Raw genomic sequence first — 22,498 nt, forward strand, 5'->3', positions numbered from 1 at the left:
CGTAACAGAAGTATAAGGAAGCAAGAAATGACCACGACTATTGAAAAAATTCAGCGCCAGGTCGCTGAAAACCCGATCCTGCTGTACATGAAAGGTTCTCCGAAGCTGCCAAGCTGCGGCTTTTCCGCACAAGCCGTGCAGGCGCTTTCAGCCTGTGGCGAGCGTTTTGCTTACGTTGATATCCTGCAGAACCCGGATATCCGCGCTGAAATGCCAAAATATGCGAACTGGCCAACGTTCCCGCAGCTGTGGGTTGATGGTGAGCTGGTTGGCGGTTGCGACATCCTGATCGAAATGTATCAGCGTGGCGAACTGCAGCAGTTGATCAAAGAAACCGCGGCGAAGTACAAAACCGAAGAACCTGACGCAGAATAATTTTTGCACCAGACATAAAAAAGCGACCATCCGGTCGCTTTTTTTTATTCCTCGCTATCGCTTTCGGCCATCGGCAACGGCCAGCCGCCAAGGCGTTTCCAGCGGTTCACTATTTCGCAGAATAATTCCGCTGTGCGTTCCGTATCGTACAGCGCGGAGTGCGCCTGCGTACCGTCAAAATCAATGCCCGCAGTGATACAGGCTTTAGACAGCACCGTTTGCCCCAGCGCCAGGCCGCTCAGCGCGGCGGTATCGAAGGTTACAAACGGGTGGAACGGGTTGCGTTTCAGTGATGCGCGTTCAGAGGCCGCCATCATAAAGCTGTGATCGAATGTAGCGTTGTGCGCCACCATGATCGCGCGATTGCAATTGCTGTCCTTCATCCCTTTGCGCACCATTTTGTAGATGGCGTGCAACGCGTCATATTCGCTTACCGCGCCGCGCAGTGGGTTATGCGGATCGATGCCGTTAAAAGCCAGCGCTTCGGGTTGAAGATTGGCACCTTCGAAAGGATCAACATGGAAATGTAGCGTGGTGTCCGGTGTAAGCCAGCCCTGTTCATCCATTTTCAGCGTGATGGCAGCAATCTCAAGCAGCGCATCGGTTTTAGCGTTAAATCCGGCTGTTTCAACATCAATAACAACAGGATAAAAACCACGAAAACGGTCGCACAGACCGGTAAGTTGAGCGTTATCGGACATCAGGGTCTCTTACAAGGGGAAAAAAAGCAGTGCGCATTATGGCAAATTTTGAGAGGGGATGCAGTAAAACAACGGGCGCAAAATGCGCCCGGAGGGATTAATCGCCCAGACCGCGACCGGCGTCTTTGGCTTCGATCAGTTCGATTTTATAACCGTCTGGATCTTCAACAAAGGCGATGACCGTGGTGCCGCCTTTTACTGGACCGGCTTCACGAGTGACGTTACCGCCGTTGCTGCGGATGCGTTCGCAGGCTTCAGCGGCGTTATCCACTTCCAGCGCGATATGGCCGTACGCCGTGCCCAGCTCATAGCTGTCGACATCCCAGTTATAGGTCAGCTCGATAACGGCTTCATCGCTTTCCGGACCGTAGCCCACAAACGCCAGTGAATATTTATATTCCGGGTTTTCGCTGGTGCGCAGCAACTGCATCCCCAAAACGTTTGTGTAGAAATCGATCGAACGTTGCAGGTTGCCAACGCGCAGCATGGTGTGAAGTAGGCGCATAATTTCCTCTTAACCAACTCAATGGCTTATCTTTTTGAACAGAAACGATGTTTTAGTATAGCGGCGAATCATCGCCGCTATCAATGGACAGCAGAGGGATTATAAAGAAGGGTAGTCGGTGTAGCCTTCAGCGCCGCCGCCGTAGAAGCTCTCAGGGCGCTGCGGGTTCAATTCCACTTTACGCTCAAGACGTGCCACCAGGTCAGGGTTCGCGATGTAATCGCGACCAAATGCCACCGCGTCAATCAAACCTTTGTTAATTAAATCTTCCGCTTTCTCAGGCGTGTAGGCGCCTGCACCGATAATCACACCGTGGAAACGCGCACGGACTTTTTCACGGAATGCATCAGAGTACGGCGCGCCGCCTGCCCAGTCTGGCTCGGACATATGCAGATACGCGATCCCGCGTTTTGCCAGCTCTTCGATCAGATACAGTGCATCAGCTTCTTCGTTTGGACCGTTATCCACATTCTGGAAAGAACCGATTGGAGAAACACGAATACCGATACGATCCGGGTTCCACTCCTGACACACGGCGTCCACCACTTCAAGCACCAGGCGAGCACGGTTTTCAACGCTACCGCCGTACTGATCGGTACGCTGGTTGGATGACGGTGACAGGAACTGGTGCAACAGATAACCGTGTGCAGAGTGCAGTTCGACTAAATCAAAGCCGGCTTCACGCGCATTCGCCACAGCCTGACGGAAATCGTTAACGATGCCTGGGATTTCGTCGAGTTCAAGTGCGCGCGGCGTAGAGGTGTCGACACGAATAGCCTGGCCGTTTTCATCACGCAAAGAGGTGCGCGTGCCAGCGTTTAACGCGGAGGCAGAAACAGGGGCTTCGCCGCCAGGTTGAATGCTGCTATGTGAGATACGACCGGTGTGCCACAGCTGAACGGCGATGCGGCCATCTTCAGCGTGAACGCCCGCGGTGATTTTTTTCCATGCCGCGATTTGCTCCGGGCTGTGCAGCCCAGGTGCGCCAGCATAACCTTTTGCCTGCGCGGAAATCTGCGTTGCTTCGGAGATAATCAGGCCGGAGCTGGCGCGCTGGCGATAGTATTCACCCATCAGCGGGGTAGGAATATCACCCGGCTCAATACTACGCAGACGGGTGAGTGGGGCCATAAATACGCGATTCGGCGCAGTGACCGCGCCCACTTTTAGTGGGGTGAATAATTTTTCTGCTGACATCGTGACTCCTGAGTAGACCGGTCGTCTAGTGATTTAATAAATAAAAACGCCTGTTAAACGACAGGCGTCGTAATGCTGTTTTCCACATGCGCCAGCGCGCTTTCGAGCGGCACGGCGCTGCGGGAAATCTTAGCTTGCAGGTTTGCCCCTAACCACAGCGCATAAAGGACTTGAGCCTGGGTCAGGGCGTCACCGGTAAAGTTCAGCGTTTTTTCATCGCGACCTTTTTCCAGCGCCTGGGCCAGCAAAGCGATAACGCCGCTGGCCCCCTTGTCCATCGCCGTGCGCATATCTTCAGAAAGATCGCACACTTCGGCAGACAGTTTGACGGTCAGACAACCACTGATAATGCCTTTCTCGCAAAATTGTCTCAGTGTTTCCTGATAATAGTTAAGAACACGATCCCTGTAGCTGCCTTCGCCACACGAAAAGTGAGTGGCGAGTCGCTGATGGTAGCAAGCATAGTGCCGTTCCAGCATCGCGACGCCAAACGCCTCTTTCGAGCGAAAGTAGTGATAAAACGAACCTTTAGGCACCTCAGCGGTTTTAAGCAACTCGCTAAGACCCATGCCGGTAAACCCGCGATGCATACAAAGTTGCTCGCCGGTTGCCAGTAGATGTTCGCGCGTATCGTGTTCAGTATTTCTGCTCATGCCGTCACTCTAATAGACCGTTCGGTCTAATGCAAGCGTCATGATGCGCGGCACGGTGTCAGTATGTCCATCTGCGGCTGATAAACCGATGATTTTATGTTCATCATACCCAGCGCGGTCGAGAATAAATTATCCTGCGATACGGTCTGTTTTGCCGCCTGCTCGCGCAAGCAAGTCTCATTTACGCGGAAGTTTTTGACGTAGTCCGGTGAGAGCCAGAACATAAAGGGAATATGCGTTTGCTGTTCTGGTGCTAACAGATACGGTGTGCCGTGCAGGTACACGCCATTCTCACCCAATGATTCACCGTGATCGGACAGATAAATCAGGGCGGTATTCATCGTCGCCTGGCGTGCTTTTAAGGTGTCGATCGCCTTGCCGAGCACGCTGTCCGTATAAAGAATGGTGTTGTCATAAGTATTTATCAGCGCCTGGTGATCGCAGTCCTGAATTTGGTTGGTGTCGCAGGTTGGGGTGAAGCGTCGGTATGCCTGCGGGTAGCGCTGAAAGTAGGCCGGGCCGTGGCTACCCATCAGGTGAATCACCAGTACGGTATCCTGCTTAAGGCCATCCAGCACGTTATCAAGTCGATAGAAATTCACATCGTCAATACAGGATTTATCTTTGCAAAACTGATCCAGCTTCCACTGCGTCATGTCGGTATGCGGTACGCGATTACATGCGCCTTTACAGCCGCCATCATTTTCACGCCAGAGGACGTTAACGCCAGCATGTGCCAGTACGTCCAGCAACCCTTCCTGATGATGGGCTAAATCGGCGTCATATTTTTTACGCGGCATACCCGAGAACATGCAAGGAACGGAAACCGCTGTTTCTGTGCCGCACGATGAGGCATGCGGGAAATTAATCACATTTTGTTGCTTCAACTGCGGATTGGTGTCGCGTTCATATCCGTTCAGAGAATAGTTCGCTGCGCGAGACGCTTCGCCCACCACCAGGATCAGTACGGTCTTTTTCTTCTGGGCAAGGATTGCCGGGCCTTTATGGGCATCTTGTCCGATACGCACCAGCGTTTGATCGCCTGCAAACCAGCGCTCCTGGCTGTATTTCATCATTGCGCTGACGTAATTGGCCGGGGTGACCATTTTGACAATGCTTTTGTTGTTGCGAAACAGCGAGGCGTAGTCCTTATAAAACACAGAGGCTACCAGGATAATGACCATTAACGCACCGAGGAAGGCGGCTAAACGCATCAGCAGCGTGTACCACCATTTACCGGAACGAACACGAATGAACAGCAACGCGATGGAAGGGATCAGGCCAATGCCTGCAATCCACAGCAGCATCTGCGGTGTCACCAGCGCGGTGGCTTCCTGTGAGTTCGTTTCGAAAACATTTACCATCATGTTCTTATCGATAACCGCGCCGTAGGTATGCATAAAGTAAGTCGCACCGGCGCATCCCACCGCTAACAAAATGAGCAAGGGCTTGCGGATAAAAGGGAGACCTATCACGCTAAAAACGATCACCCACCCGCAAAACAGCACCAGAGGCACCGATGCGGCGAATAACAGGTCATGCAAATGCGCTGGCGCGATAATGCTCCAGCTACGGCTAATGAACATCGCATTAACGAGGGTAAAAAACAGGGCACAGCCCAGGGTGAAGGTTAAATCGCTACACTGTAACTTTTTCACTGACCACATCATTGAGAAACCAACTGTTTTATTGATGAGGTGAGTATAGGGAGTGAAGATTAGTGAAACCTTAATGCCACATTTCGACGTAAATTCCTTGCGGCCGTGGCGTTTAGCGGCTTCACTGTAGGTGAGAAGAGTTTCAGGAGGTATGTGTGGCAGAGCAGCTGGAGTTTTTCCCCGTCCAGAGCCCGTGCCGGGGCATTTGTCAGTCGGATGAACGCGGTTTTTGCCGGGGCTGCATGCGCAGTCGTGACGAGCGTTTTAACTGGCAAAAGATGAGCGATGCGCAGAAGCAGGACGTGATCCGACTGTGCCGTCAGCGTTTGTTGCGTAAATTACGCGCAAACAAACCTTCCGAAACCGAAGAACCGCAGCAACCTTCACTTTTTTAGCAGCGTTAATGCGTATACTCATGACATTACTTCCTTGAGGAAATTGTTATGGTTCAGCGCATTGCCCTTGCCCCGCAGGGCCCGGAGTTTTCACGTTTTGTCATGGGTTACTGGCGCTTAATGGACTGGAATATGTCCCCGCGCCAGCTGGTGAGTTTCATTGAGGAACATCTCGACCTCGGGATCACCACTGTCGATCATGCTGATATTTATGGCGGTTATCTCTGTGAGGCGGCGTTTGGCGAGGCGATGAAGTTAGCGCCTGCGCTGCGTGAACGTATGGAGATTGTCACTAAATGTGGCATCGCGACCACGGCGAATCCGGACAATGCGCTAGGTCATTACATCACTGACAGCGATCACATCATTAAAAGTGCCGAGCAGTCGCTGGTAAATCTGGCGACCGACCGCCTTGATCTGCTGCTGATCCACCGTCCAGACCCGTTGATGGACGCCGATGAAGTCGCTGCCGCGTTCCTCAATTTGCACCAGAGCGGAAAAGTGCGTCACTTTGGCGTATCCAACTTTACCCCTGCGCAATTCACACTGCTTCAGTCTCGTTTGCCGTTTACGCTCGCGACCAACCAGGTTGAAATCTCCCCGGTACACCAGCCACTGCTGCTTGATGGCACGCTCGATCAGCTGCAACAGCTGCGTATTCGGCCTATGGCGTGGTCTTGTCTCGGCGGTGGCCGTCTGTTCAATGACGACGCTTTCCAGCCGTTACGTGATGAGCTCCAGACCGTTGCCCGTGAACTCAACGCCGAAAGCATCGAGCAAGTCGTGTACGCCTGGATAATGCGCTTGCCTTCTCAACCGCTGCCGATTATCGGCTCGGGAAAAATTGAGCGCGTGCGTTCGGCTATCGCGGCTGAAGAGCTACAGATGACGCGTCAGCAATGGTTCCGAATTCGTAAAGCATCGCTGGGTTACGACGTACCTTAATAACGTTTATTGGCGACTTTCCGGTGAAAACGTTGCCCCTGGTATAAACTTAAGGGGCAAAAATAACCCGTGGAGGTCTCATGAAGCATTTTGCTCTGGCAGCGATCGCGCTGCTTGTGTGTGCAGGCGCGCAGGCAGCCAGCGATAAAGTTGAAATAAATCTCGTCACCTCTCAGGGGATAGGCCAGTCTATCGGGACAGTAAACATTACTGAAACCGACAAAGGGCTGGAGTTTACGCCCAATCTCAAGGCTCTCCCTCCCGGTGAACATGGTTTTCATGTTCATGCCAAAGGCAGTTGTCAGCCTGCGCTTAAAGACGGAAAAGCGTCTGCGGCAGAAGCGGCTGGCGGTCATTTAGATCCTCACCAAACGGCCAAACATGAAGGGCCAGAAGGCATGGGGCATACCGGCGATCTTCCTGTATTAGTGGTTAATAATGACGGGAAAGCGACAGAGGCTGTTGTTGCGCCGCGGCTGAAAAAGCTCGATGACGTAAAAGGCAAAGCGCTGATGATCCACGTTGGCGGCGATAACATGTCCGATCAGCCTAAACCGTTGGGCGGCGGCGGGGCGCGTTATGCTTGTGGCGTGATTTGATCGGCAATCGTGCCGGGTGGCGGTGCTTGTTCCAGCTGTGAAAGCGAGCAGTGTAATCGCCAGATGATTGACGCCAGATCGCGCGCTGCCGGCTGATGGTGGCGCGCGAGGGTATTGCAAATTCGTTGCAATTCGTTAAGCGTTACCGCCAGCGGTCGTTGCTGAACACCGCGTTCACTCATGACATCCCGCAGCAAGGTAATGCACACATCCCGCACCTGCGAAAGCGGATCTGAACGCGTTTCCCACGCGCGCAACTGCCACACGACATGTGAGCAATTCAGCAGCACGACGCCCCAGCGCAGTAGCCAGCGACGGGATAATTCATCCTGACTGCTGTTTAACTGACTCACGTGATGGTAAACCAATGACTCATATTCATTTTCGCGAAGATGCGGCTTGCGGCTGAGCTGGTCAACGAAACCCCGTCGTAATTCACGGATATGCCGTCGACTTTTACGCGCATCAGATCCTGGTCGCAGTACAGCAAACGCCAGCCATGCCAGGCCAACACCCAGAATTTTCGCCAGATTATCATTCAGAAAATCTGCAAAATCATAGACCGGCGGATTCGTCACTGCGATAAATGACCCCATAAAGACGATCAGCTGTCCCCATAATCCTGCAAATTTAGGCATTTGCAATTTCAGGAGTTGCATTGTGGTGAGCAGCGGGAACAGGAATAACAGAAATTCCCACAGGTCGGTTATCTGAACCATCAACCCAAATTTCACCACAAAGCTGAAGAGCGAAAGCAATACCAGCGTGCGCAGCAGTAGCGTGAGAGAGTTAAACGGGGAGGTGGCGACGGAATAAAGCACGCAACTGATTGCAGCCAGCGTCAAGGCCGCGCTACCCGATTCCCATTGAGTGGTGATGCTCCACGCGCCAACCAGCATCAGGGCGCAGAACGTGCGAAATCCGCTCCACAGTGCCTCGAGATTGTCGGTATGTCGTGTCAGCGAAGGGCTCGCGGGCACGGAGAATTCAGTGACAGGCGTCGCGTCTTCAAAGGTTTTGATCCAGCGACTGTTGCGCAGATAAATACGACAAAAATACTGTAGCCGGGACCAGAAGGCGCGGTGTCGATAATCATACTCATCGACTGGCGCGAGTGGTGCAATAATGCGCGCCACGGTGTACATATCGGCATTGGGATGAGCCAGCGTGGCCAAAACCTGTTCAATGATATGTCGCGTATTTTCAGGCGGGTTGGGCCAATTCAGCAGCATTCTGCGCAGGCTTGAAATGGCGCTGGTCATTCTGAGCTGCTGGTGGAGCAGGTAATTTAGCAACCTGTTCTGGCGACGAAAGCGGTAGTGGCTCCAGAACGCCTGAATGCGCAGCAAATTCATGGTGAGGATCTGCCCAATCACTTTTTCATGTGCAAGCCGGATGGTGTCGTTGGTGTCGGGTTGCCAGAGCAGACTCGCATGTTCGAGCAGTCGCGTGTGCAGGGTTTTTAGCGCGGAGATCAGCATCGTCCCATCAGAGGTGCTTGGCAGAATCATCATCATGACGCCGCCACACAGGATGCCAATAATGACTTCACACACGCGAGCCTGGGCGATGTCCCACAGCTCTGTCGTGTCCAGAATATTGACGACCGGGAAAGCAATAATTGCCGCCGTGTACCCCGCGAGCTGGAATGCGTAGGCAACATTATTGGTGAAATGCGCGCATGCCCAGGTACACAGCCCCAGCCAGGCAGCCATGCTCAAGAGAAATAGCCAGGGATCGTTCAGCGTATGTCCGGCAATGATCAGCGCCGCTGTGGCACCCAATAAACTGCCTGCAACACGTCCCAGACTTTTGCTGATCACGCCGCCCACGGTCGGAAAGCTGACGACAGCCGCTGAGGTCATCGCCCAGTAGGGTTCATCGAGATTCAGATAATAGGCGACGGTAAGCGCGAGACACATGGCGATGCCATTGCGCAACGCATACCGCCACTGCGGGCGGGTGGCATTGAGCCATGGCAACTTACGCCATGAGAACGCGGCCAGTTTCATCAATGATTCCCAATAGACACGGTACACGTCGTCCCGGACACCAGCGTAACGTCTTTGGGGAGGGCGGAGAACTCAACGCGTACCGGAACGCGCTGGGCAAGGCGTACCCATGGTACGTTAGGTTTGATATCGGGAACTAAACCCGAATCGGTCTCAACGCTCTGATCGTAGATGGCGCGGCCTATGCTGGCTACGTGACCCTGTAACGTTTCGGCGCTGCTGTACAGGGTGATTTGTGCTGGAGCGCCTTCGCGGATGTGGCGAAGTTTCGTCTCCTCAAAATACCCGATAACGTAAAACGAGTGGCTGTCCACCAGCGCAAATACCGGTTTTCCCTGCGTTGCATAATCCCCCACGCGGGTCGAAAGATTCGTTATCCAGCCATCTACCGGCGCTTTGACCACGGTTTGCGAGAGCTGCCATTGCGCTTGCTTCAGCGTTGCCTCGGCTACTTTCACACTCGCCTGCATCGCCTTGACGTTAATATTCACAGTATCGAGATCTTCGGCCGAGATGTAATTCTGCGAAAGATGACGGCGGCGAGTGGCTTCGTTATTCGCTTTAGCCAAATCGGACTGCGCTTTTGTAAGCTGTGCCTCGGCATTCAGCACCGCAATATGGAACGGTGTCTCATCAATTCGAAATAAAACGTCCCCTTTTCTAACGAACTGATTATCGTTAATGAGAAGAGTCGTGATGCTGCCGGAGACCTGAGGCGTAATGCTGACCTGCTCGGCACGAATTTTTCCATCGCGCGTCCAGGGCGACTGCATGTAAAAATTCCACAACCACCACCCCGCGACGAGCGCCAGCGCAAGAACAAACAGAGTAGAAAAGTATTTTACGGTTTTCAGAGACATATTCACCACGCAATCAGTAAAGCCAGACCCAGAGAGACGGAGAGGGCAAACAGAGAAAGATCCATCAGCATCGGATGCCAGATCTCGCCGGAATACATCCAGTCACGAAGCACTCTGTGCGCGACAAGCCAGATAAGAAAGCCCAGCATCACCGCTTTAAAAATGGGAGGGAAATAGACAGAAGCACCGACAATCAGGTCCTGAAGGGGTAATCCTGCAGCGCTAAATGAGAACGTCACAAGCAGAGATCCTTTGCAGTGGAAAGTGGCCTGAAGTGCTTAGCACGATAAACAGCCATAATTGTAAATTATATGTCCAACGTGGAGGAATGCCGTATTGCATTTGTTTTGGCAATATAATTGCTGCACACTATTCTAAAATCAGTATAATAACTTAGCAAGCTAATTATAAGGAGATGAAATTGGAATCGCCATTAGGTTCTGATCTGGCCAGGTTGGTACGCATCTGGCGTGCTCTGATTGACCATCGCCTGAAACCTCTGGAATTGACGCAGACGCACTGGGTTACGCTGCATAACATCCATCAGTTGCCGCCTGAGCAGTCGCAAATTCAACTGGCAAAAGCGATAGGAATTGAACAGCCGTCTTTGGTACGAACGCTCGATCAACTGGAGGAGAAGGGGTTAATTTCCCGGCAAACCTGCGCCAGCGATCGTCGTGCCAAACGTATCAAACTGACTGACAAAGCGGCACCTATCATCACTGAGATGGAAGCCGTTATCAGTAAAACGCGTGGGGAAATTCTGTCGGGTATTTCGCCTGCGGAGCTGGAGCAACTCATCGGAATGATTGCGCGTCTTGAGCACAACATTAACGAGTTGCAAACCCGCGACTAACGTCATGAAAAGCCTTGTCTCGCAAGGCTTTATTTTCCTGATACACCACCACTCGATTTCGTCCTGCCTCTTTTGCCTCATACATCGCCTTATCCGCACGCTCCACGCACTCCTCAGCGGTGACCGGCAACGTAGTGGCGGTGTAAATACCCATACTAATGGTGATAGGTTCCGGGAGCATTCCTTCTGTTGTGAGCCGATCAAAGCTGCTTAAACTCAGGCGAATGCGTTCCGCCACAAGCCTCGCGGCTTCAGAATGTGTATTACTTAGCAACAACACAAACTCTTCTCCCCCAATGCGCGCGGTAATATCCTGTGGCCGCACTGAGTCCATCAGCAAATTGGCGACGAACTGCAGCACTTTATCCCCTTGCAGATGGCCGTAGTTGTCGTTAATACGTTTGAAATAGTCGAGATCGCAAACAATAACGGAAACCGGATGACTGTCCGTTATCTTGCCCAGTGCCTGATTCAGGCTTTCGTAAAAGTAGCTGCGATTGTAGAGTCGCGTCAGCGCATCGCGAATTGAATTCTGATAAGACTGCTGGTATTTGAGATGGGAATTTCGATAAAGACTGAAGACATCATGCAGTAGGGTTAAAATGATCAACAATGACGCTGCGGTTTCAAACAAACGCGCACTATACCAGACTGAACTGCCAATGAATTCGACGGGCAATAATGTGACTAATATAATCACGTAGCAAACGCATAAGAACGTCCCGCTCGCCCAGAATAGATTGCGCAAGCGGGTAATGATTAACAATGCCGTGAGCGCAACAAGCCATAATATAATCAACGTCACATTAATTGTTTGTTTCCATAATACCGTGAACTGTCGGGTTTTATTGCTGATAAGATCGAGAGGGAACAGCTCGCTATGACCTGAATAAAACCACGCCAGCGCCACCATTGTCAGCGTAAAAAGAAATAATCCAGCAAAGATCATGTGACGCATCAGGCGCGTTAACGGGTGATGGCGAAAAATGAACAGTACCGCGGCAAGGGTGAACAAAACGGCCATCATGACGTTGCGCATCATGAAGAAAATCATCGCGCCACTGTAATTAACGTGAGGCATGCCGGGCTGCATCAGCCAGACAGGAAAACATTTCAGTGTTCCGAATAACAGGACGGTTGAGCCCGAAAAGGCGCACGCGATAGCGAGATGATAAATTCGCTTTTTGTCACACCAGTATTTCATCACCATAAAACAGGCAATGAATAAATGAAAAACCGCAAGGAAACTGGTGAGTAGCGGAAAGAGTAACGGGGAAAAGGCGGGCGCGAAGTTCAGCAGTGTAACGGAAAGAAAATGTAACGCCACAAAGAACATCAGGCAGAAAAAAGTAAAGGCAACATATCTGTTTCCCAGTCGTCGATTTATCGTAATCATAGGCGTTTCTTCAGTATGAGAAATCAGCTTTAAAGCAGAGAGTAAAAAGGGAGACTATCGGTTTTCGACGGAATTACTTTGCGCTGGGACAATATAAAAGGAGGTGCGTAAATTAAACATTGTACATGCTTAATATTATGTAACGAATGGATAGAAGACATTAGAGAATGTGGCCCGAAGGCCACATTCTGCCGATATTAGCGTGGAGAGACAGTTACCTGGCCGCCATTGCTTGCCAGTACGACACGTTGGCCGCTGGCAAACTGCGTTTTGCCTTGTTTCTGAACCACCATAATGGTGTTGCCATCATCTTTGCGAATTTCCAGCTCAACACCCTGCGTTTTGTTCATTGAACCCTGAACGCCCTGGCCTGCGACACCACCGGCAACAGCACCCGCAGCAGTTGCCAGTGAACGTCCGGTACCGCCACCCACGGTGTTACCCAGGAATCCGCCCAGCACAGCCCCACCAATTGCGCCAATTACGTTATTGTCATCGCCGCCCTGAATCTGAACCGGGCGAACGTTTACAACAGTACCGTAAGTCACGTTTTGAACTTGTTTAGCTTCAGAAGCGGTGTAAACGTCCCCAGAAAGAGAGTCGTTGTTTACACAACCTGCAAGAGTTAATCCAATCAGCGAAACGCCCAGTACACGTAAAATCATTTGAATCTCCTGTTCACCCAAAACGCTCAAATTGAGCATCCGTTATGGCTAAATTATATGGCATTGGCAGCCATAGATCATATCTTTGCACTAACAATAGGAAAATTGTACTTGAATTTGACTTAACGAGACATAAACGAAGCGCGACCACTGCTCTGCCTCTGACATTGTTAAAAAATATTAACCCGTCGTAGAAATGCCCATCTGTTTATGGTGGAGTGAGGCAATCAGCCCACGCAATTTAAGGAAAGTGCATGAAATCGGGTCGCTATATAGGCGTTATGTCAGGCACAAGCCTGGACGGAGTCGATGTTGTCCTTGCCGCAATTGATGAAAATATGGTGGCGCAGCAGGCCAGCCTCACCTGGCCGATTCCCGTTGCGTTAAAAGAAGCGATTCTGGGCATTTGCCAGGGCCAACAACTCACGCTTTCCCAGTTGGGACAGTTGGACGTCAAGCTCGGCGCACTGTTTGGTGACGCGGTACTGGCGCTCATGCATCAGGAAAATCTCCATCCTAAGGATATCGTGGCGATCGGGTGCCATGGACAAACCGTCTGGCATGAGCCGACGGGCGAGGCACCGAATACGCTGCAAATCGGTGACAACAATCAGATCGTGGCGAAAACAGGTGTGACCGTGGTAGGTGATTTCCGTCGCCGTGATATCGCGCTTGGCGGGCAGGGCGCGCCTTTGGTTCCGGCCTTTCACGAGGCGTTGCTGGCGCACCCGGTTGAACGCCGTATGGTGTTGAATATTGGAGGGATTGCTAATTTATCTATGCTCATTCCAGGGCAACCGGTGCGCGGCTACGATACGGGCCCTGGAAATATGCTAATGGACGCCTGGATTTGGCGTCAGCGCCGTAAGGCTTACGATAAAGATGCACAGTGGGCGTGTGAAGGGAAAGTGATTATCCCGTTGCTGCAAACGTTTTTAAGCGATCCTTATTTTTCCGCCCCTGCGCCAAAAAGCACGGGGCGTGAGTATTTCAATTACGGCTGGCTTGAGCGTCAACTTGGACAATTCCCCGGCCTTGCTCCGCAGGATGTTCAGGCAACGCTTGTTGAACTCACGGCGGTGACGATTTCTGAACAGGTGATGTTGAGCGGGGGTTGTGAGCGACTTCTGGTCTGCGGTGGCGGAAGCCGAAACCCGCTGGTCATGGCGCGACTTGCCGGATTGTTGCCAGGGACAGAAGTTAGCACCACAGATGAAGCCGGTATTAGCGGAGATGACATGGAAGCGCTGGCGTTTGCCTGGCTTGCGTGGCGCACGGTCGCCGGGCTGCCGGGTAATTTACCGTCCGTGACTGGCGCACGTGAAGCCAGCGTGTTAGGCGCTATTTTTCCGGCAAATCCGCGTCATAATCAGAGTTAGCTTAATTTCAGCGGGGACCGTTGGCGGTAAAATATAAAGGAATACAGGAGGGTGAATTCGCCCTCTACAGACCTGGATAGTCTTCGGAACTCGCCCATGAAAAAACTGCTCGTTGCTTTTGCCCCTCTTTTACTGGCCAGTTGTAGCTATTACAACCAGTTTGTCGAACGTATGCACACCGATTCCCTGGAATACCGCTGTGATGAAAAACCGTTGACCGTGAAGCTGAACAATACGCGTCAGGAAGCCAGTTTTGTTTACGACAATACGCTACTGAACTTAAAGCAAGGTATGTCAGCCTCTGGCACACGATATACGGATGGAATCTATGTGTTCTGGTCTAAAGGCGATAGCGCGACAGTCTATAAACGTGACCGCGTAGTGCTGAACAACTGTGAGCTTCAAAATCCGAAGCGTTGAGATTTTTCCAGGGGCGGCGCACAATAGCGCCACCTACTTCTCATTTCAGCTAACGCCATGTCCGATAACGATGAATTGCAGCAAATTGCGCATCTGCGCCGCGAGTACACCAAAGGCGGTCTCCGTCGTCAGGATCTTCCCGCTGAGCCTCTGGATCTGTTTGAGCGCTGGCTGAAACAAGCCTGCGAAGCCAAACTGGCCGATCCTACGGCCATGGTTGTGGCGACGGTGGATGAAAATGGTCAGCCTTATCAGCGCATCGTCTTGCTCAAACATTACGACGAAAAAGGGCTGGTGTTTTACACCAATCTTGGCAGCCGTAAAGCGCATCATCTTGAGAATAATCCCCGTATCAGCCTGTTGTTCCCGTGGCACATGCTGGAGCGTCAGGTGATGGTGACGGGCAAAGCGGAACGACTCTCTACGCTGGAAGTGGTGAAGTATTTCCACAGTCGCCCGCGCGATAGCCAAATCGGCGCCTGGGTGTCAAAACAGTCGAGCCGCATTTCTGCGCGTGGCGTGCTGGAGAGTAAATTCCTTGAGCTGAAGCAGAAGTTTCAGCAGGGCGAAGTCCCCTTGCCGAGCTTCTGGGGCGGATTCCGTGTTCCTGTCGAACAGATGGAGTTCTGGCAGGGCGGTGAACATCGCCTTCATGACCGCTTTTTATACCAACGCGACAATGCCGCGTGGAAAATCGACCGTCTGGCCCCGTAATCCCCGAAATTTGTTGTGTTAAGCGCTGGCGCTACAGGTGTCAGCGCTTTATTCTATGTACCTTTCGCACCAGGCGAAAAGTCGTGTACCGACAGAGGTGCAGTCGTTTATACATGGAGAATTTGATGGCAAGCAGTAACTTGATTAAACAATTGCAAGAGCGGGGCCTCGTGGCTCAGGTGACGGACGAAGAAGCGTTAGCAGAGCGACTGGCGCAAGGCCCGATCGCGCTCTATTGCGGCTTCGATCCCACCGCTGACAGCTTGCATTTGGGGCATCTTGTTCCTTTGTTATGCCTGAAACGCTTCCAGGAGATGGGCCATAAGCCTGTTGCACTGGTAGGTGGCGCAACCGGTCTGATTGGTGACCCGAGCTTTAAAGCCGCCGAGCGTAAACTGAATACGGAAGACACCGTGCAGGAGTGGGTGGACAAGATTCGCAAGCAGGTTGCGCCGTTCCTCGACTTCGATTGCGGTGAAAACTCAGCGATTGCCGCGAATAACTATGACTGGTTTGGCAACATGAACGTGCTGACCTTCCTGCGCGATATCGGCAAGCACTTCTCCGTCAATCAGATGATCAACAAAGAAGCGGTCAAGCAGCGTCTGAACCGTGACGATCAGGGCATCTCCTTTACCGAATTCTCTTACAACCTGTTGCAGGGTTATGACTTTGCCTGTCTGAATGAACTGCACGGCGTGGCGCTGCAGATCGGCGGCTCCGATCAGTGGGGTAACATCACCTCCGGTATCGACCTGACCCGTCGCCTGCATCAAAACCAGGTATTCGGTCTGACCGTTCCGCTGATCACCAAAGCGGATGGCACGAAATTCGGTAAAACCGAAGGCGGCGCGGTATGGCTTGATCCTAAAAAGACCAGCCCGTACAAGTTCTACCAGTTCTGGATTAACACCGCTGACGCTGACGTGTATCGCTTCCTGAAGTTCTTCACCTTCATGGACATTGAAGAGATCAATGCCCTTGAAGAAGAAGATAAAAATAGCGGTAAAGCACCACGTGCGCAGTATGTGCTGGCCGATCTGGTCACCAGTCTGGTTCATGGTGAGGACGGTCTGGCGGCTGCAAAACGCATCACCGCAAGCCTGTTTAACGGTACCCTGAGCGATCTGAGCGAAGCTGATTTTGAACAGCTTGCGCAGGATGGCGTGCCGATGGTTGAGATGGAAAAGGGCGCGGACCTGATGCAGGCGCTGGTAGATTCTGAGCTGCAACCGTCTCGCGGACAGGCGCGTAAAACTATCGCCTCCAATGCCATCACCATTAATGGCGAGAAGCAGGCGGATCCGGAATACACCTTCGTCGATAGCGATCGCCTGTATGGGCGTTATACGCTGCTGCGTCGTGGTAAGAAAAATTACTGTCTGATTTGCTGGAAGTAATTATCAGGACATAAGGGGCGTGGGAAACCACGCCCCTTTATTTTTTCAGGGTTGTGGTAAGAAAAATGAATAACATCCTCGCCATACAGTCCCACGTTGTTTTTGGACATGCTGGCAATAGCGCCGCGGAATTCCCGATGCGCCGTCTTGGGGCCAACGTCTGGCCGCTCAATACCGTACAGTTTTCTAACCATACGCAATATGGCAAATGGACGGGCTGCGTCATGCCGCCAGCGCATTTGACTGACATTGTGCAGGGGATTGCGGATATCGATCAGCTCAAGCGCTGCGATGCCGTGTTAAGCGGCTATCTGGGGTCTGCGGAGCAGGGTGAACATATTCTTGGCATCGTTCGTCAGGTTAAAGCTGCTAACCCTTCGGCAAAGTATTTTTGCGATCCGGTAATGGGGCATCCTGAAAAAGGGTGCATCGTTGCGCCGGGCGTGGCTGAGTTTCATGTTCGTCATGCGCTTCCCGCGAGCGACATTATTGCGCCTAATCTGTTAGAACTCGAAATCCTCTGTGAGCATCCCGTCAATACCGTTGAAGAGGCGGTCGCCGCATCACGCGAACTCATCGCTCAGGGACCCGAAGTTGTGCTGGTTAAACACCTGTCGCGCGCCGGCTTGAGCCTGGATCGGTTCGAAATGCTGCTGGTGACAAAAGATGAAGCCTGGCATATCAGCCGCCCGCTGGTGGATTTTGGTCTTCGTCAGCCCGTGGGGGGGGGAGATGTAACCAGTGGTTTGCTGTTGGTGAAACTGCTACAAGGTGCAGCACTGCGTGAGGCGTTGGAGCATGTTACCGCAGCGGTTTATGAAATTATGATCGCCACGAAAAATATGCAGGAGTACGAATTGCAGGTTGTGGCGGCACAGGATCGCATCGCGAAGCCGGAGCATTATTTTAGCGCCACTGAGTTGTAAATTTTTACTGGCCGGGTAAGGCGCCGCCATTACCCGGCACGGCAACGAACGTTAAATCAATTCAACCCTTCAGCTTTCAGCGCTGCGGCTACCGCAGGACGCTCTGCAACACGCGCCATATAGCTATCAATATGATTCAATCCTTCCATATTGAGCTTCACGGCACGCGCCCAACGCAAGACCGTAAACAGATACGCATCTGCGATGGTGAAGCGCTGGCCACAGATCCACTGCTCATCCTTCAACGATTCGTTAATGTAGTGCAGTTTTTTCTCAAGCAGAGCGCGCACGGTAGGTTTGTACTCTTCCGGCGTATCCGGACGGAACAGCGGCGTGAAGCCTTTGTGCAGTTCAGTGGCGATGTAATTCAGCCATTCCAGCGTTTTATAGCGTGATGCGCTGCCCGTTTGCGCCAACAGTTGGCGATCGGGAACTGTGTCGGCCAGGAACTGCATGATAGCCACACCCTCAGTGAGCAATGTACCGTCGTCAAGAACAAGAGCCGGAACCTGTCCCTTCGGGTTGATAGCGAAAAAGTCTTCGCCATTCTCCAGACGCTTTTTCATCAGGTCTACGCTATCAAGCGTAAAATCTTTTCCGCTCTCGCGCAGAGTGATATGGGAGGCAAGAGAGCAGGCGCCAGGTTTATAGAACAGTTTCATCGGTAACTCCTTTTTGCTGAGGTTATAATGATGTTAACGCCAGGTAGAATAAAAAAAAAGCCGCTAACGCACAGTTAGCGGCTTCTCTTCCGTCGTTTCCCGATGGCAATTATGCAGTCGCGGCATCCGTCGCTTTTGCAGTCTTGTCGTCGTCCAGCGTCATACGATTCAGTTTCGGTGCAGTCAACAGCATCAGAACAGCAATAATCGCTGTCGCAATACCGATCTGCATGAATACGCGACCGTATACTTCCAGTGAGACCAGCGGGTCAGTCACGTTTTCTGGAACGGCCATCAGGTTCGCAATTTTACCTGCAATCAGTGCGGCACCAGCGGTAGTCAGGAACCAGCTACCCATGATGAAGCCCATCAGGCGCTGCGGAACCAGCTGTGCAACCATCGCCAGGCCCAGACCAGAGATCATCAGCTCACCAATGGACTGCAGGGCGTAGCTCAGAATCAGCCAGTTAACCGAAACGATACCCGCGTCAGTAGCAAATTTCGTCCCCAGCGGCAGCACGAGGAACGCACCTGAACACAGCACCATGCCGATAGCAAATTTGTGTGGCATCGGCAGACGATCGCCCATTTTGTTGTAGATAGCGGCCAGAATCGGGCTACCAATCATGATCCAGAATGGGTTCAGTGCCTGGAACTGTTCCGGTTCGAACGCGATACTCAGAATTGAGTGTTCTACGTTACGAATCGCGAAGAAGTTCAAAGACGTTGGCATCTGGCTGTAAAGCACGAAGAATACAACCGCCTGCAGCATCAGGATGAAAGCCACAATCATCTTACGACGCGCTGCGCCATGCATGGCGAACGCTTCTTTAGCAAAGATGCAGATGATACCCAGTGCCACCACGCCCAGTACGGCACGCGCCACGCCCTGGTTATGCAGCAGCCAAGTTGCGATTGTCGCCAGGATGACAACACCGACAATCGTAGCCAGCAGTTTGCCGATATGAACCGGTTCGAAATCGGGTTTTGACCCGTAGTTTTTCACCCACTTCTTACAGAACGCGAAGTTAACAACGGTGATCAGCATACCGACGACGGACAGCGAGAACGCAACGCTCCAGCCGAATTTCGCGGCCAACCACGGCGTTGCCAGCATTGAGAAGAAGGAACCGATGTTCACCGACATGTAATACATGGTGAATGCGCCATCAAGACGCGGGTCATCTTTGTTGTAGCAGGTAGAGAGCAGGGAAGACGGGTTTGCTTTAAACAATCCGTTACCTACGGCGATCGTCGCCATACCCATATAAACGACAGCTGCATCATGACCAGACCACGCGACCAGTGCATAACCGATGGCCAGAACGATTGCGCCCAGCATGATAACGCGTTTGGTGCCGAGGACTTTATCGCCCAACCAGCCGCCAACGGCGACCAGACCGTAGACTAAAGCACTAAAAGAAGAGAACAGTGTGATCGAATCCGCTTCGGACATACCCAGTTGTTTGACCAGGTAAACAGCCATAATCCCTTGCAGGCCGTAAAAGCCAAAACGTTCCCATAACTCGATTGAGAAAATGAGATAAAACGCTCTAGGCTGTTTGAAGGCGTTTAAGCTAACGCTTTCATCTGTTGGTTTATTGTTTGCAGTAGACACTTATACCTCTTTTTTTACATCCCATATTAACGGGGGTGTTCACGGCGTAATGACCAAAGTCCATTCGCCTTATAGTTATATTGGGAGGGGGAAACGGCGGGTAATGTTCACTATCTTGACTCGTCTGGCAATACATTTGCAATATTCTGTTACATATAACGATGGCGGTATAATCCAGGGGTCATATAAATGTTATTCAGCGTTAAATCTTTCAGCATGTGAAATGACGGTTTTTTTCACTACCCAATCCCCGGTCACGAGGCCTTATGGCGATATGTTCTGCTGACAAGCTATCAATCCAGTGATATAGCCCATAATCCTAAAAATGAATGGTTTAATCTTTGGCTAATGAAGGTATGCAACTTGTCTGGACAAAGGCTTGGGATGTCTTTTTAAACAAAAATCCAACATCGCGTTATCAGAGTGATCGCGATCACAAATGTATAGAAATTTTCGCTCACGAAAAAACAATTAACCTGGATGGGTGTTAAAGCGCCGGATCATCGACAGGATAAAAAGGCAAGGTGGGGGATAATTGTTCGCAAAATGAGAGGAATGCGGTTAGCTGTAGTCTGCGTGAAGAAAGGTGGACAGCAAAAGAGGGCTGAGCCCTCTTCATCAGGAATAGACTTTCTCTTTGAACTCGCACAAATCTTCAATAATACAGCTGCCACAGCGCGGTTTACGCGCGATACAGGTGTAACGCCCGTGCAGGATCAGCCAGTGGTGACAGTCTACTTTAAACTCAGCGGGCACGACCTTCAGCAGCTTCTCTTCGACCTGTTCGACGTTTTTCCCTGGCGCAAAATGGGTGCGATTACAGACGCGGAAGATATGGGTGTCGACGGCGATCGTCGGCCAGCCAAAGGCGGTGTTAAGGACGACGTTCGCTGTTTTACGTCCCACCCCCGGCAAGGCTTCCAGTGCCTCACGGTCTTCGGGAACTTCGCCTCCGTGCTGTTCCAGCAGGATACGACACGTCTTAATAACGTTCTCCGCCTTGCTGTTAAACAGGCCGATGGTTTTGATATAGAATTTCACACCCTCGACGCCGAGCGCCAGAATGGCCTGTGGCGTGTTCGCGACAGGATAAAGTTTTGCCGTCGCTTTGTTCACGCTGACGTCGGTTGCCTGCGCGGAAAGAAGGACTGAGATCAGCAGCTCGAAAGGAGAGGTGAAGTTCAGCTCTGTCGTCGGATGAGGATTCTCATTGCGCAGACGCGTCAAAATCGTAAGGCGTTTTTCTTTATTCATGACGCTTTCTCTGGCATCCCTTCCTGCACGCGACGTTCCGCGGCGCGGCGTTTACGTTTTTCATCGATCAGGTATTTTAACGCCAGCATCATGCCAAGGCCAATAAATGCGCCGGGCGGTAGCATCGCTAACAGGAACGGTGTGTCGGTATGGAACACGTCGATACGCAGTGATTTTGCCCAGCCGCCCAACAGCGCGTCCGCACCATCAAACAGCGTTCCGTTCCCCAGAATCTCGCGCATCGACCCGAGGACGAACATGGCGCAGGTCGCGCCCATGCCAATCGCGAAACCATCAAGAGCGGAGATCAGCGGATCGTTTTTGACCGCAAAGGCTTCAGCACGGCCCACCACGATACAGTTGGTCACGATGAGCGGGATAAAAATCCCCAGCGATTGATACAGGCCAAATGCATAGGCGTTAATCAGCATCTGCACGATGCTCACGACAGACGCGATAATCATGACGTAAATCGGGATGCGAATTTCCGATGGCGTCCAGCGACGCAACGCGGATACTGCTAAGTTAGTGAGCGTCAGCACCAACGTCGTCGCCAGGCCCAGCCCAAGGGCATTGGTGGCGGTGGACGTTACGGCCAGCAGGGGGCACAACCCCAGTAGCTGGACCAGCGCGGAGTTGTTCTTCCAGAGACCCTGAACGATAACGTCTTTAACCTGGCTCATTGTTATTCCTCACACGCTTGAAGCTGGTTGAGTTGCGACGGGAGCGTCTCGGCATACAGTCCGGCGCGCTTCACGGCATTGACGACTGCGCGTGGAGTGATAGTGGCACCGGTAAACTGATCAAACTCACCGCCATCCTTTTTCACCGCAAAAGCAGCGTCATCTTCGCCGTGAATGATTTTCCCGGCAAAGTGCAAAATCCAGTCACTTAAACGCACTTCGATTTTATCACCCAAACCCGGCGTTTCGTGATGCTCTGTCACGCGCGTGCCCAGAACCGTACCGGAAAAATCAGTGCCGACCAGCAGTTGGATTGCGCCGGAATACCCGTCTGGCGCCGTCGCTTCCATCACCGCGCCTGTCGCTTTATCACCTTTTCGGGCGATAAACACGCGGTGGTTGCCTTTGCCTAGCTGCGGAGCCTGAACGACAAAACAACTTTCCTGTAAATTATTGTCGTAGAAATCAGACGGAATGACCTGATCGAATAACGCCTTTTGCTGCTTCGCGGCCTGCTCGTCAATGGTCGTTTTAGTCAGTTGATTGACCAGGGCAGTCAATCCGGTTAGCACTGCCGCGAAAATGGCCAGCGTCATGCCGTGTTTTTGCATTGTCTTGAACATGG

The 22,498-nt window shown here is 52.0% G+C and carries 25 protein-coding genes; 10 read left to right on the plus strand and 15 right to left on the minus strand.

From position 1 onward, the window contains the following. Positions 1–27: 27 nt before the first annotated feature. Positions 28–375 (plus strand): monothiol glutaredoxin 4, encoded by a 348-nt coding sequence (gene grxD / locus I6L74_RS17420; protein WP_012017187.1) that lies wholly within the window; start codon positions 28–30, stop codon positions 373–375. Between the two features lie 44 nt (positions 376–419). Here the strand turns inward: grxD and rnt are convergent, their stop codons facing one another. The 5 genes from rnt to eptA form a co-directional block, all read right to left on the minus strand. Continuing rightward, positions 420–1,076, minus strand: coding sequence for a ribonuclease T (gene rnt / locus I6L74_RS17425; protein ID WP_059178125.1), 657 nt, complete (start codon positions 1,074–1,076; stop codon positions 420–422). Positions 1,077–1,173: 97 nt separating this feature from the next. Next, on the minus strand, positions 1,174–1,581 hold the full coding sequence (gene gloA / locus I6L74_RS17430; RefSeq protein WP_059178124.1) for a lactoylglutathione lyase: 408 nt from the start codon (positions 1,579–1,581) through the stop codon (positions 1,174–1,176). A gap of 99 nt (positions 1,582–1,680) precedes the next feature. Beyond that, entirely contained in the window at positions 1,681–2,778 is a 1,098-nt protein-coding gene (locus I6L74_RS17435; RefSeq protein WP_059178123.1) for an alkene reductase, read from the minus strand. Between the two features lie 53 nt (positions 2,779–2,831). Further along, positions 2,832–3,431, minus strand: a complete 600-nt coding sequence (locus tag I6L74_RS17440) for a TetR/AcrR family transcriptional regulator (protein WP_059178122.1) — start codon at positions 3,429–3,431, stop codon at positions 2,832–2,834. Positions 3,432–3,469: 38 nt separating this feature from the next. Continuing rightward, positions 3,470–5,098, minus strand: a complete 1,629-nt coding sequence (eptA, locus tag I6L74_RS17445) for a phosphoethanolamine transferase EptA (protein WP_059178728.1) — start codon at positions 5,096–5,098, stop codon at positions 3,470–3,472. A 146-nt stretch (positions 5,099–5,244) separates the two neighbouring features. Between eptA and I6L74_RS17450 the strand changes: the two genes are divergently transcribed. From I6L74_RS17450 to sodC, 3 genes are all read left to right on the plus strand, one after another. Continuing rightward, complete coding sequence (locus tag I6L74_RS17450; protein WP_059178121.1) at positions 5,245–5,484, plus strand: DUF1289 domain-containing protein; 240 nt, start codon at positions 5,245–5,247, stop codon at positions 5,482–5,484. 48 nt (positions 5,485–5,532) lie between these two features. Further along, positions 5,533–6,429, plus strand: coding sequence for an aldo/keto reductase (locus tag I6L74_RS17455; protein WP_059178120.1), 897 nt, complete (start codon positions 5,533–5,535; stop codon positions 6,427–6,429). Positions 6,430–6,509: 80 nt separating this feature from the next. Beyond that, positions 6,510–7,028, plus strand: coding sequence for a superoxide dismutase [Cu-Zn] SodC (gene sodC / locus I6L74_RS17460; RefSeq protein WP_059178119.1), 519 nt, complete (start codon positions 6,510–6,512; stop codon positions 7,026–7,028). Here sodC and I6L74_RS17465 read toward each other — a convergent pair. From I6L74_RS17465 to I6L74_RS17475, 3 genes are read right to left on the minus strand one after another with little or no spacing between them, the layout of a single operon-like run. Continuing rightward, positions 7,007–9,040, minus strand: a complete 2,034-nt coding sequence (locus I6L74_RS17465) for an FUSC family protein (RefSeq protein ID WP_059178118.1) — start codon at positions 9,038–9,040, stop codon at positions 7,007–7,009. The two genes, sodC and I6L74_RS17465, sit on opposite strands and share 22 nt — an antisense overlap. Continuing rightward, positions 9,040–9,900, minus strand: a complete 861-nt coding sequence (locus tag I6L74_RS17470) for an efflux RND transporter periplasmic adaptor subunit (protein WP_059178117.1) — start codon at positions 9,898–9,900, stop codon at positions 9,040–9,042. The genes I6L74_RS17465 and I6L74_RS17470 overlap by 1 nt, the downstream gene beginning before the upstream one ends. Before the next feature lie 2 nt (positions 9,901–9,902). Beyond that, positions 9,903–10,139 (minus strand): DUF1656 domain-containing protein, encoded by a 237-nt coding sequence (locus I6L74_RS17475; RefSeq protein ID WP_059178116.1) that lies wholly within the window; start codon positions 10,137–10,139, stop codon positions 9,903–9,905. Positions 10,140–10,315: 176 nt separating this feature from the next. On the opposite strand from I6L74_RS17475, the gene slyA reads away from it, so the two are divergent. After that, entirely contained in the window at positions 10,316–10,756 is a 441-nt protein-coding gene (slyA, locus tag I6L74_RS17480; RefSeq protein ID WP_059178115.1) for a transcriptional regulator SlyA, read from the plus strand. Here the strand turns inward: slyA and I6L74_RS17485 are convergent. Next, positions 10,731–12,152 (minus strand): GGDEF domain-containing protein, encoded by a 1,422-nt coding sequence (locus tag I6L74_RS17485; protein WP_059178114.1) that lies wholly within the window; start codon positions 12,150–12,152, stop codon positions 10,731–10,733. The genes slyA and I6L74_RS17485 overlap by 26 nt on opposite strands. A 197-nt stretch (positions 12,153–12,349) precedes the next feature. Continuing rightward, positions 12,350–12,817, minus strand: coding sequence for an outer membrane lipoprotein SlyB (gene slyB / locus I6L74_RS17490; RefSeq protein ID WP_059178113.1), 468 nt, complete (start codon positions 12,815–12,817; stop codon positions 12,350–12,352). Positions 12,818–13,071: 254 nt separating this feature from the next. Between slyB and anmK the strand changes: the two genes are divergently transcribed. The 5 genes from anmK (at position 13,072) to pdxY (ending at position 17,656) form a co-directional block, all read left to right on the plus strand. Beyond that, on the plus strand, positions 13,072–14,196 hold the full coding sequence (gene anmK / locus I6L74_RS17495) for an anhydro-N-acetylmuramic acid kinase (RefSeq protein WP_059178112.1): 1,125 nt from the start codon (positions 13,072–13,074) through the stop codon (positions 14,194–14,196). Positions 14,197–14,292: 96 nt separating this feature from the next. Further along, positions 14,293–14,616, plus strand: a complete 324-nt coding sequence (mliC, locus tag I6L74_RS17500) for a C-type lysozyme inhibitor (RefSeq protein ID WP_059178111.1) — start codon at positions 14,293–14,295, stop codon at positions 14,614–14,616. 57 nt (positions 14,617–14,673) lie between these two features. Further along, positions 14,674–15,330: a pyridoxamine 5'-phosphate oxidase gene (gene pdxH, locus I6L74_RS17505; protein WP_059178110.1), complete on the plus strand. Its 657-nt coding sequence runs from the start codon at positions 14,674–14,676 to the stop codon at positions 15,328–15,330. Positions 15,331–15,455: 125 nt separating this feature from the next. Further along, positions 15,456–16,730, plus strand: coding sequence for a tyrosine--tRNA ligase (gene tyrS, locus I6L74_RS17510; protein ID WP_059178109.1), 1,275 nt, complete (start codon positions 15,456–15,458; stop codon positions 16,728–16,730). 65 nt (positions 16,731–16,795) lie between these two features. Beyond that, positions 16,796–17,656 (plus strand): pyridoxal kinase PdxY, encoded by an 861-nt coding sequence (pdxY, locus tag I6L74_RS17515; protein WP_059178108.1) that lies wholly within the window; start codon positions 16,796–16,798, stop codon positions 17,654–17,656. A gap of 56 nt (positions 17,657–17,712) precedes the next feature. On the opposite strand, the gene gstA is transcribed toward pdxY, so the two are convergent. From gstA to rsxG, 5 genes are all read right to left on the minus strand, one after another. Next, positions 17,713–18,318, minus strand: coding sequence for a glutathione transferase GstA (gene gstA / locus I6L74_RS17520; protein ID WP_059178107.1), 606 nt, complete (start codon positions 18,316–18,318; stop codon positions 17,713–17,715). 109 nt (positions 18,319–18,427) lie between these two features. Further along, the gene (gene dtpA / locus I6L74_RS17525; protein WP_059178106.1) at positions 18,428–19,936 is read right to left on the minus strand and encodes a dipeptide/tripeptide permease DtpA; all 1,509 of its coding nucleotides are present in this window, start codon (positions 19,934–19,936) and stop codon (positions 18,428–18,430) included. Positions 19,937–20,554: 618 nt separating this feature from the next. Then, positions 20,555–21,190 carry an endonuclease III gene (nth, locus tag I6L74_RS17530; RefSeq protein WP_059178105.1) on the minus strand — a complete coding sequence of 212 codons (636 nt, stop codon included), beginning with the start codon at positions 21,188–21,190 and terminating at the stop codon, positions 20,555–20,557. Then, positions 21,187–21,873 (minus strand): electron transport complex subunit E, encoded by a 687-nt coding sequence (locus I6L74_RS17535; RefSeq protein ID WP_059178104.1) that lies wholly within the window; start codon positions 21,871–21,873, stop codon positions 21,187–21,189. Before I6L74_RS17535 ends, nth begins: the two co-directional genes overlap by 4 nt. Positions 21,874–21,875: 2 nt before the next feature. Further along, complete coding sequence (rsxG, locus tag I6L74_RS17540; RefSeq protein ID WP_059178103.1) at positions 21,876–22,496, minus strand: electron transport complex subunit RsxG; 621 nt, start codon at positions 22,494–22,496, stop codon at positions 21,876–21,878. Positions 22,497–22,498 lie beyond the last annotated feature (2 nt).

Origin of the sequence: Lelliottia amnigena, assembly GCF_019047465.1 — a bacterium.
Classification (GTDB): Bacteria; Pseudomonadota; Gammaproteobacteria; order Enterobacterales; family Enterobacteriaceae; genus Enterobacter; species Enterobacter amnigenus.

Coding starts and splice junctions, on each gene's coding strand:
- pdxY (WP_059178108.1), top strand. CDS start 16,796: ATGAATAACATCCTCGCCATACAGTCCCACGTTGTTTTTGGACATGCT.
- tyrS (WP_059178109.1), top strand. CDS start 15,456: ATGGCAAGCAGTAACTTGATTAAACAATTGCAAGAGCGGGGCCTCGTG.
- I6L74_RS17470 (WP_059178117.1), bottom strand. CDS start 9,900: ATGTCTCTGAAAACCGTAAAATACTTTTCTACTCTGTTTGTTCTTGCG.
- eptA (WP_059178728.1), bottom strand. CDS start 5,098: ATGTGGTCAGTGAAAAAGTTACAGTGTAGCGATTTAACCTTCACCCTG.
- I6L74_RS17465 (WP_059178118.1), bottom strand. CDS start 9,040: ATGAAACTGGCCGCGTTCTCATGGCGTAAGTTGCCATGGCTCAATGCC.
- slyA (WP_059178115.1), top strand. CDS start 10,316: ATGAAATTGGAATCGCCATTAGGTTCTGATCTGGCCAGGTTGGTACGC.
- mliC (WP_059178111.1), top strand. CDS start 14,293: ATGAAAAAACTGCTCGTTGCTTTTGCCCCTCTTTTACTGGCCAGTTGT.
- gstA (WP_059178107.1), bottom strand. CDS start 18,318: ATGAAACTGTTCTATAAACCTGGCGCCTGCTCTCTTGCCTCCCATATC.
- sodC (WP_059178119.1), top strand. CDS start 6,510: ATGAAGCATTTTGCTCTGGCAGCGATCGCGCTGCTTGTGTGTGCAGGC.
- nth (WP_059178105.1), bottom strand. CDS start 21,190: ATGAATAAAGAAAAACGCCTTACGATTTTGACGCGTCTGCGCAATGAG.
- I6L74_RS17435 (WP_059178123.1), bottom strand. CDS start 2,778: ATGTCAGCAGAAAAATTATTCACCCCACTAAAAGTGGGCGCGGTCACT.
- gloA (WP_059178124.1), bottom strand. CDS start 1,581: ATGCGCCTACTTCACACCATGCTGCGCGTTGGCAACCTGCAACGTTCG.
- pdxH (WP_059178110.1), top strand. CDS start 14,674: ATGTCCGATAACGATGAATTGCAGCAAATTGCGCATCTGCGCCGCGAG.
- anmK (WP_059178112.1), top strand. CDS start 13,072: ATGAAATCGGGTCGCTATATAGGCGTTATGTCAGGCACAAGCCTGGAC.
- slyB (WP_059178113.1), bottom strand. CDS start 12,817: ATGATTTTACGTGTACTGGGCGTTTCGCTGATTGGATTAACTCTTGCA.
- I6L74_RS17440 (WP_059178122.1), bottom strand. CDS start 3,431: ATGAGCAGAAATACTGAACACGATACGCGCGAACATCTACTGGCAACC.
- grxD (WP_012017187.1), top strand. CDS start 28: ATGACCACGACTATTGAAAAAATTCAGCGCCAGGTCGCTGAAAACCCG.
- rsxG (WP_059178103.1), bottom strand. CDS start 22,496: ATGTTCAAGACAATGCAAAAACACGGCATGACGCTGGCCATTTTCGCG.
- I6L74_RS17535 (WP_059178104.1), bottom strand. CDS start 21,873: ATGAGCCAGGTTAAAGACGTTATCGTTCAGGGTCTCTGGAAGAACAAC.
- I6L74_RS17455 (WP_059178120.1), top strand. CDS start 5,533: ATGGTTCAGCGCATTGCCCTTGCCCCGCAGGGCCCGGAGTTTTCACGT.
- rnt (WP_059178125.1), bottom strand. CDS start 1,076: ATGTCCGATAACGCTCAACTTACCGGTCTGTGCGACCGTTTTCGTGGT.
- I6L74_RS17485 (WP_059178114.1), bottom strand. CDS start 12,152: ATGATTACGATAAATCGACGACTGGGAAACAGATATGTTGCCTTTACT.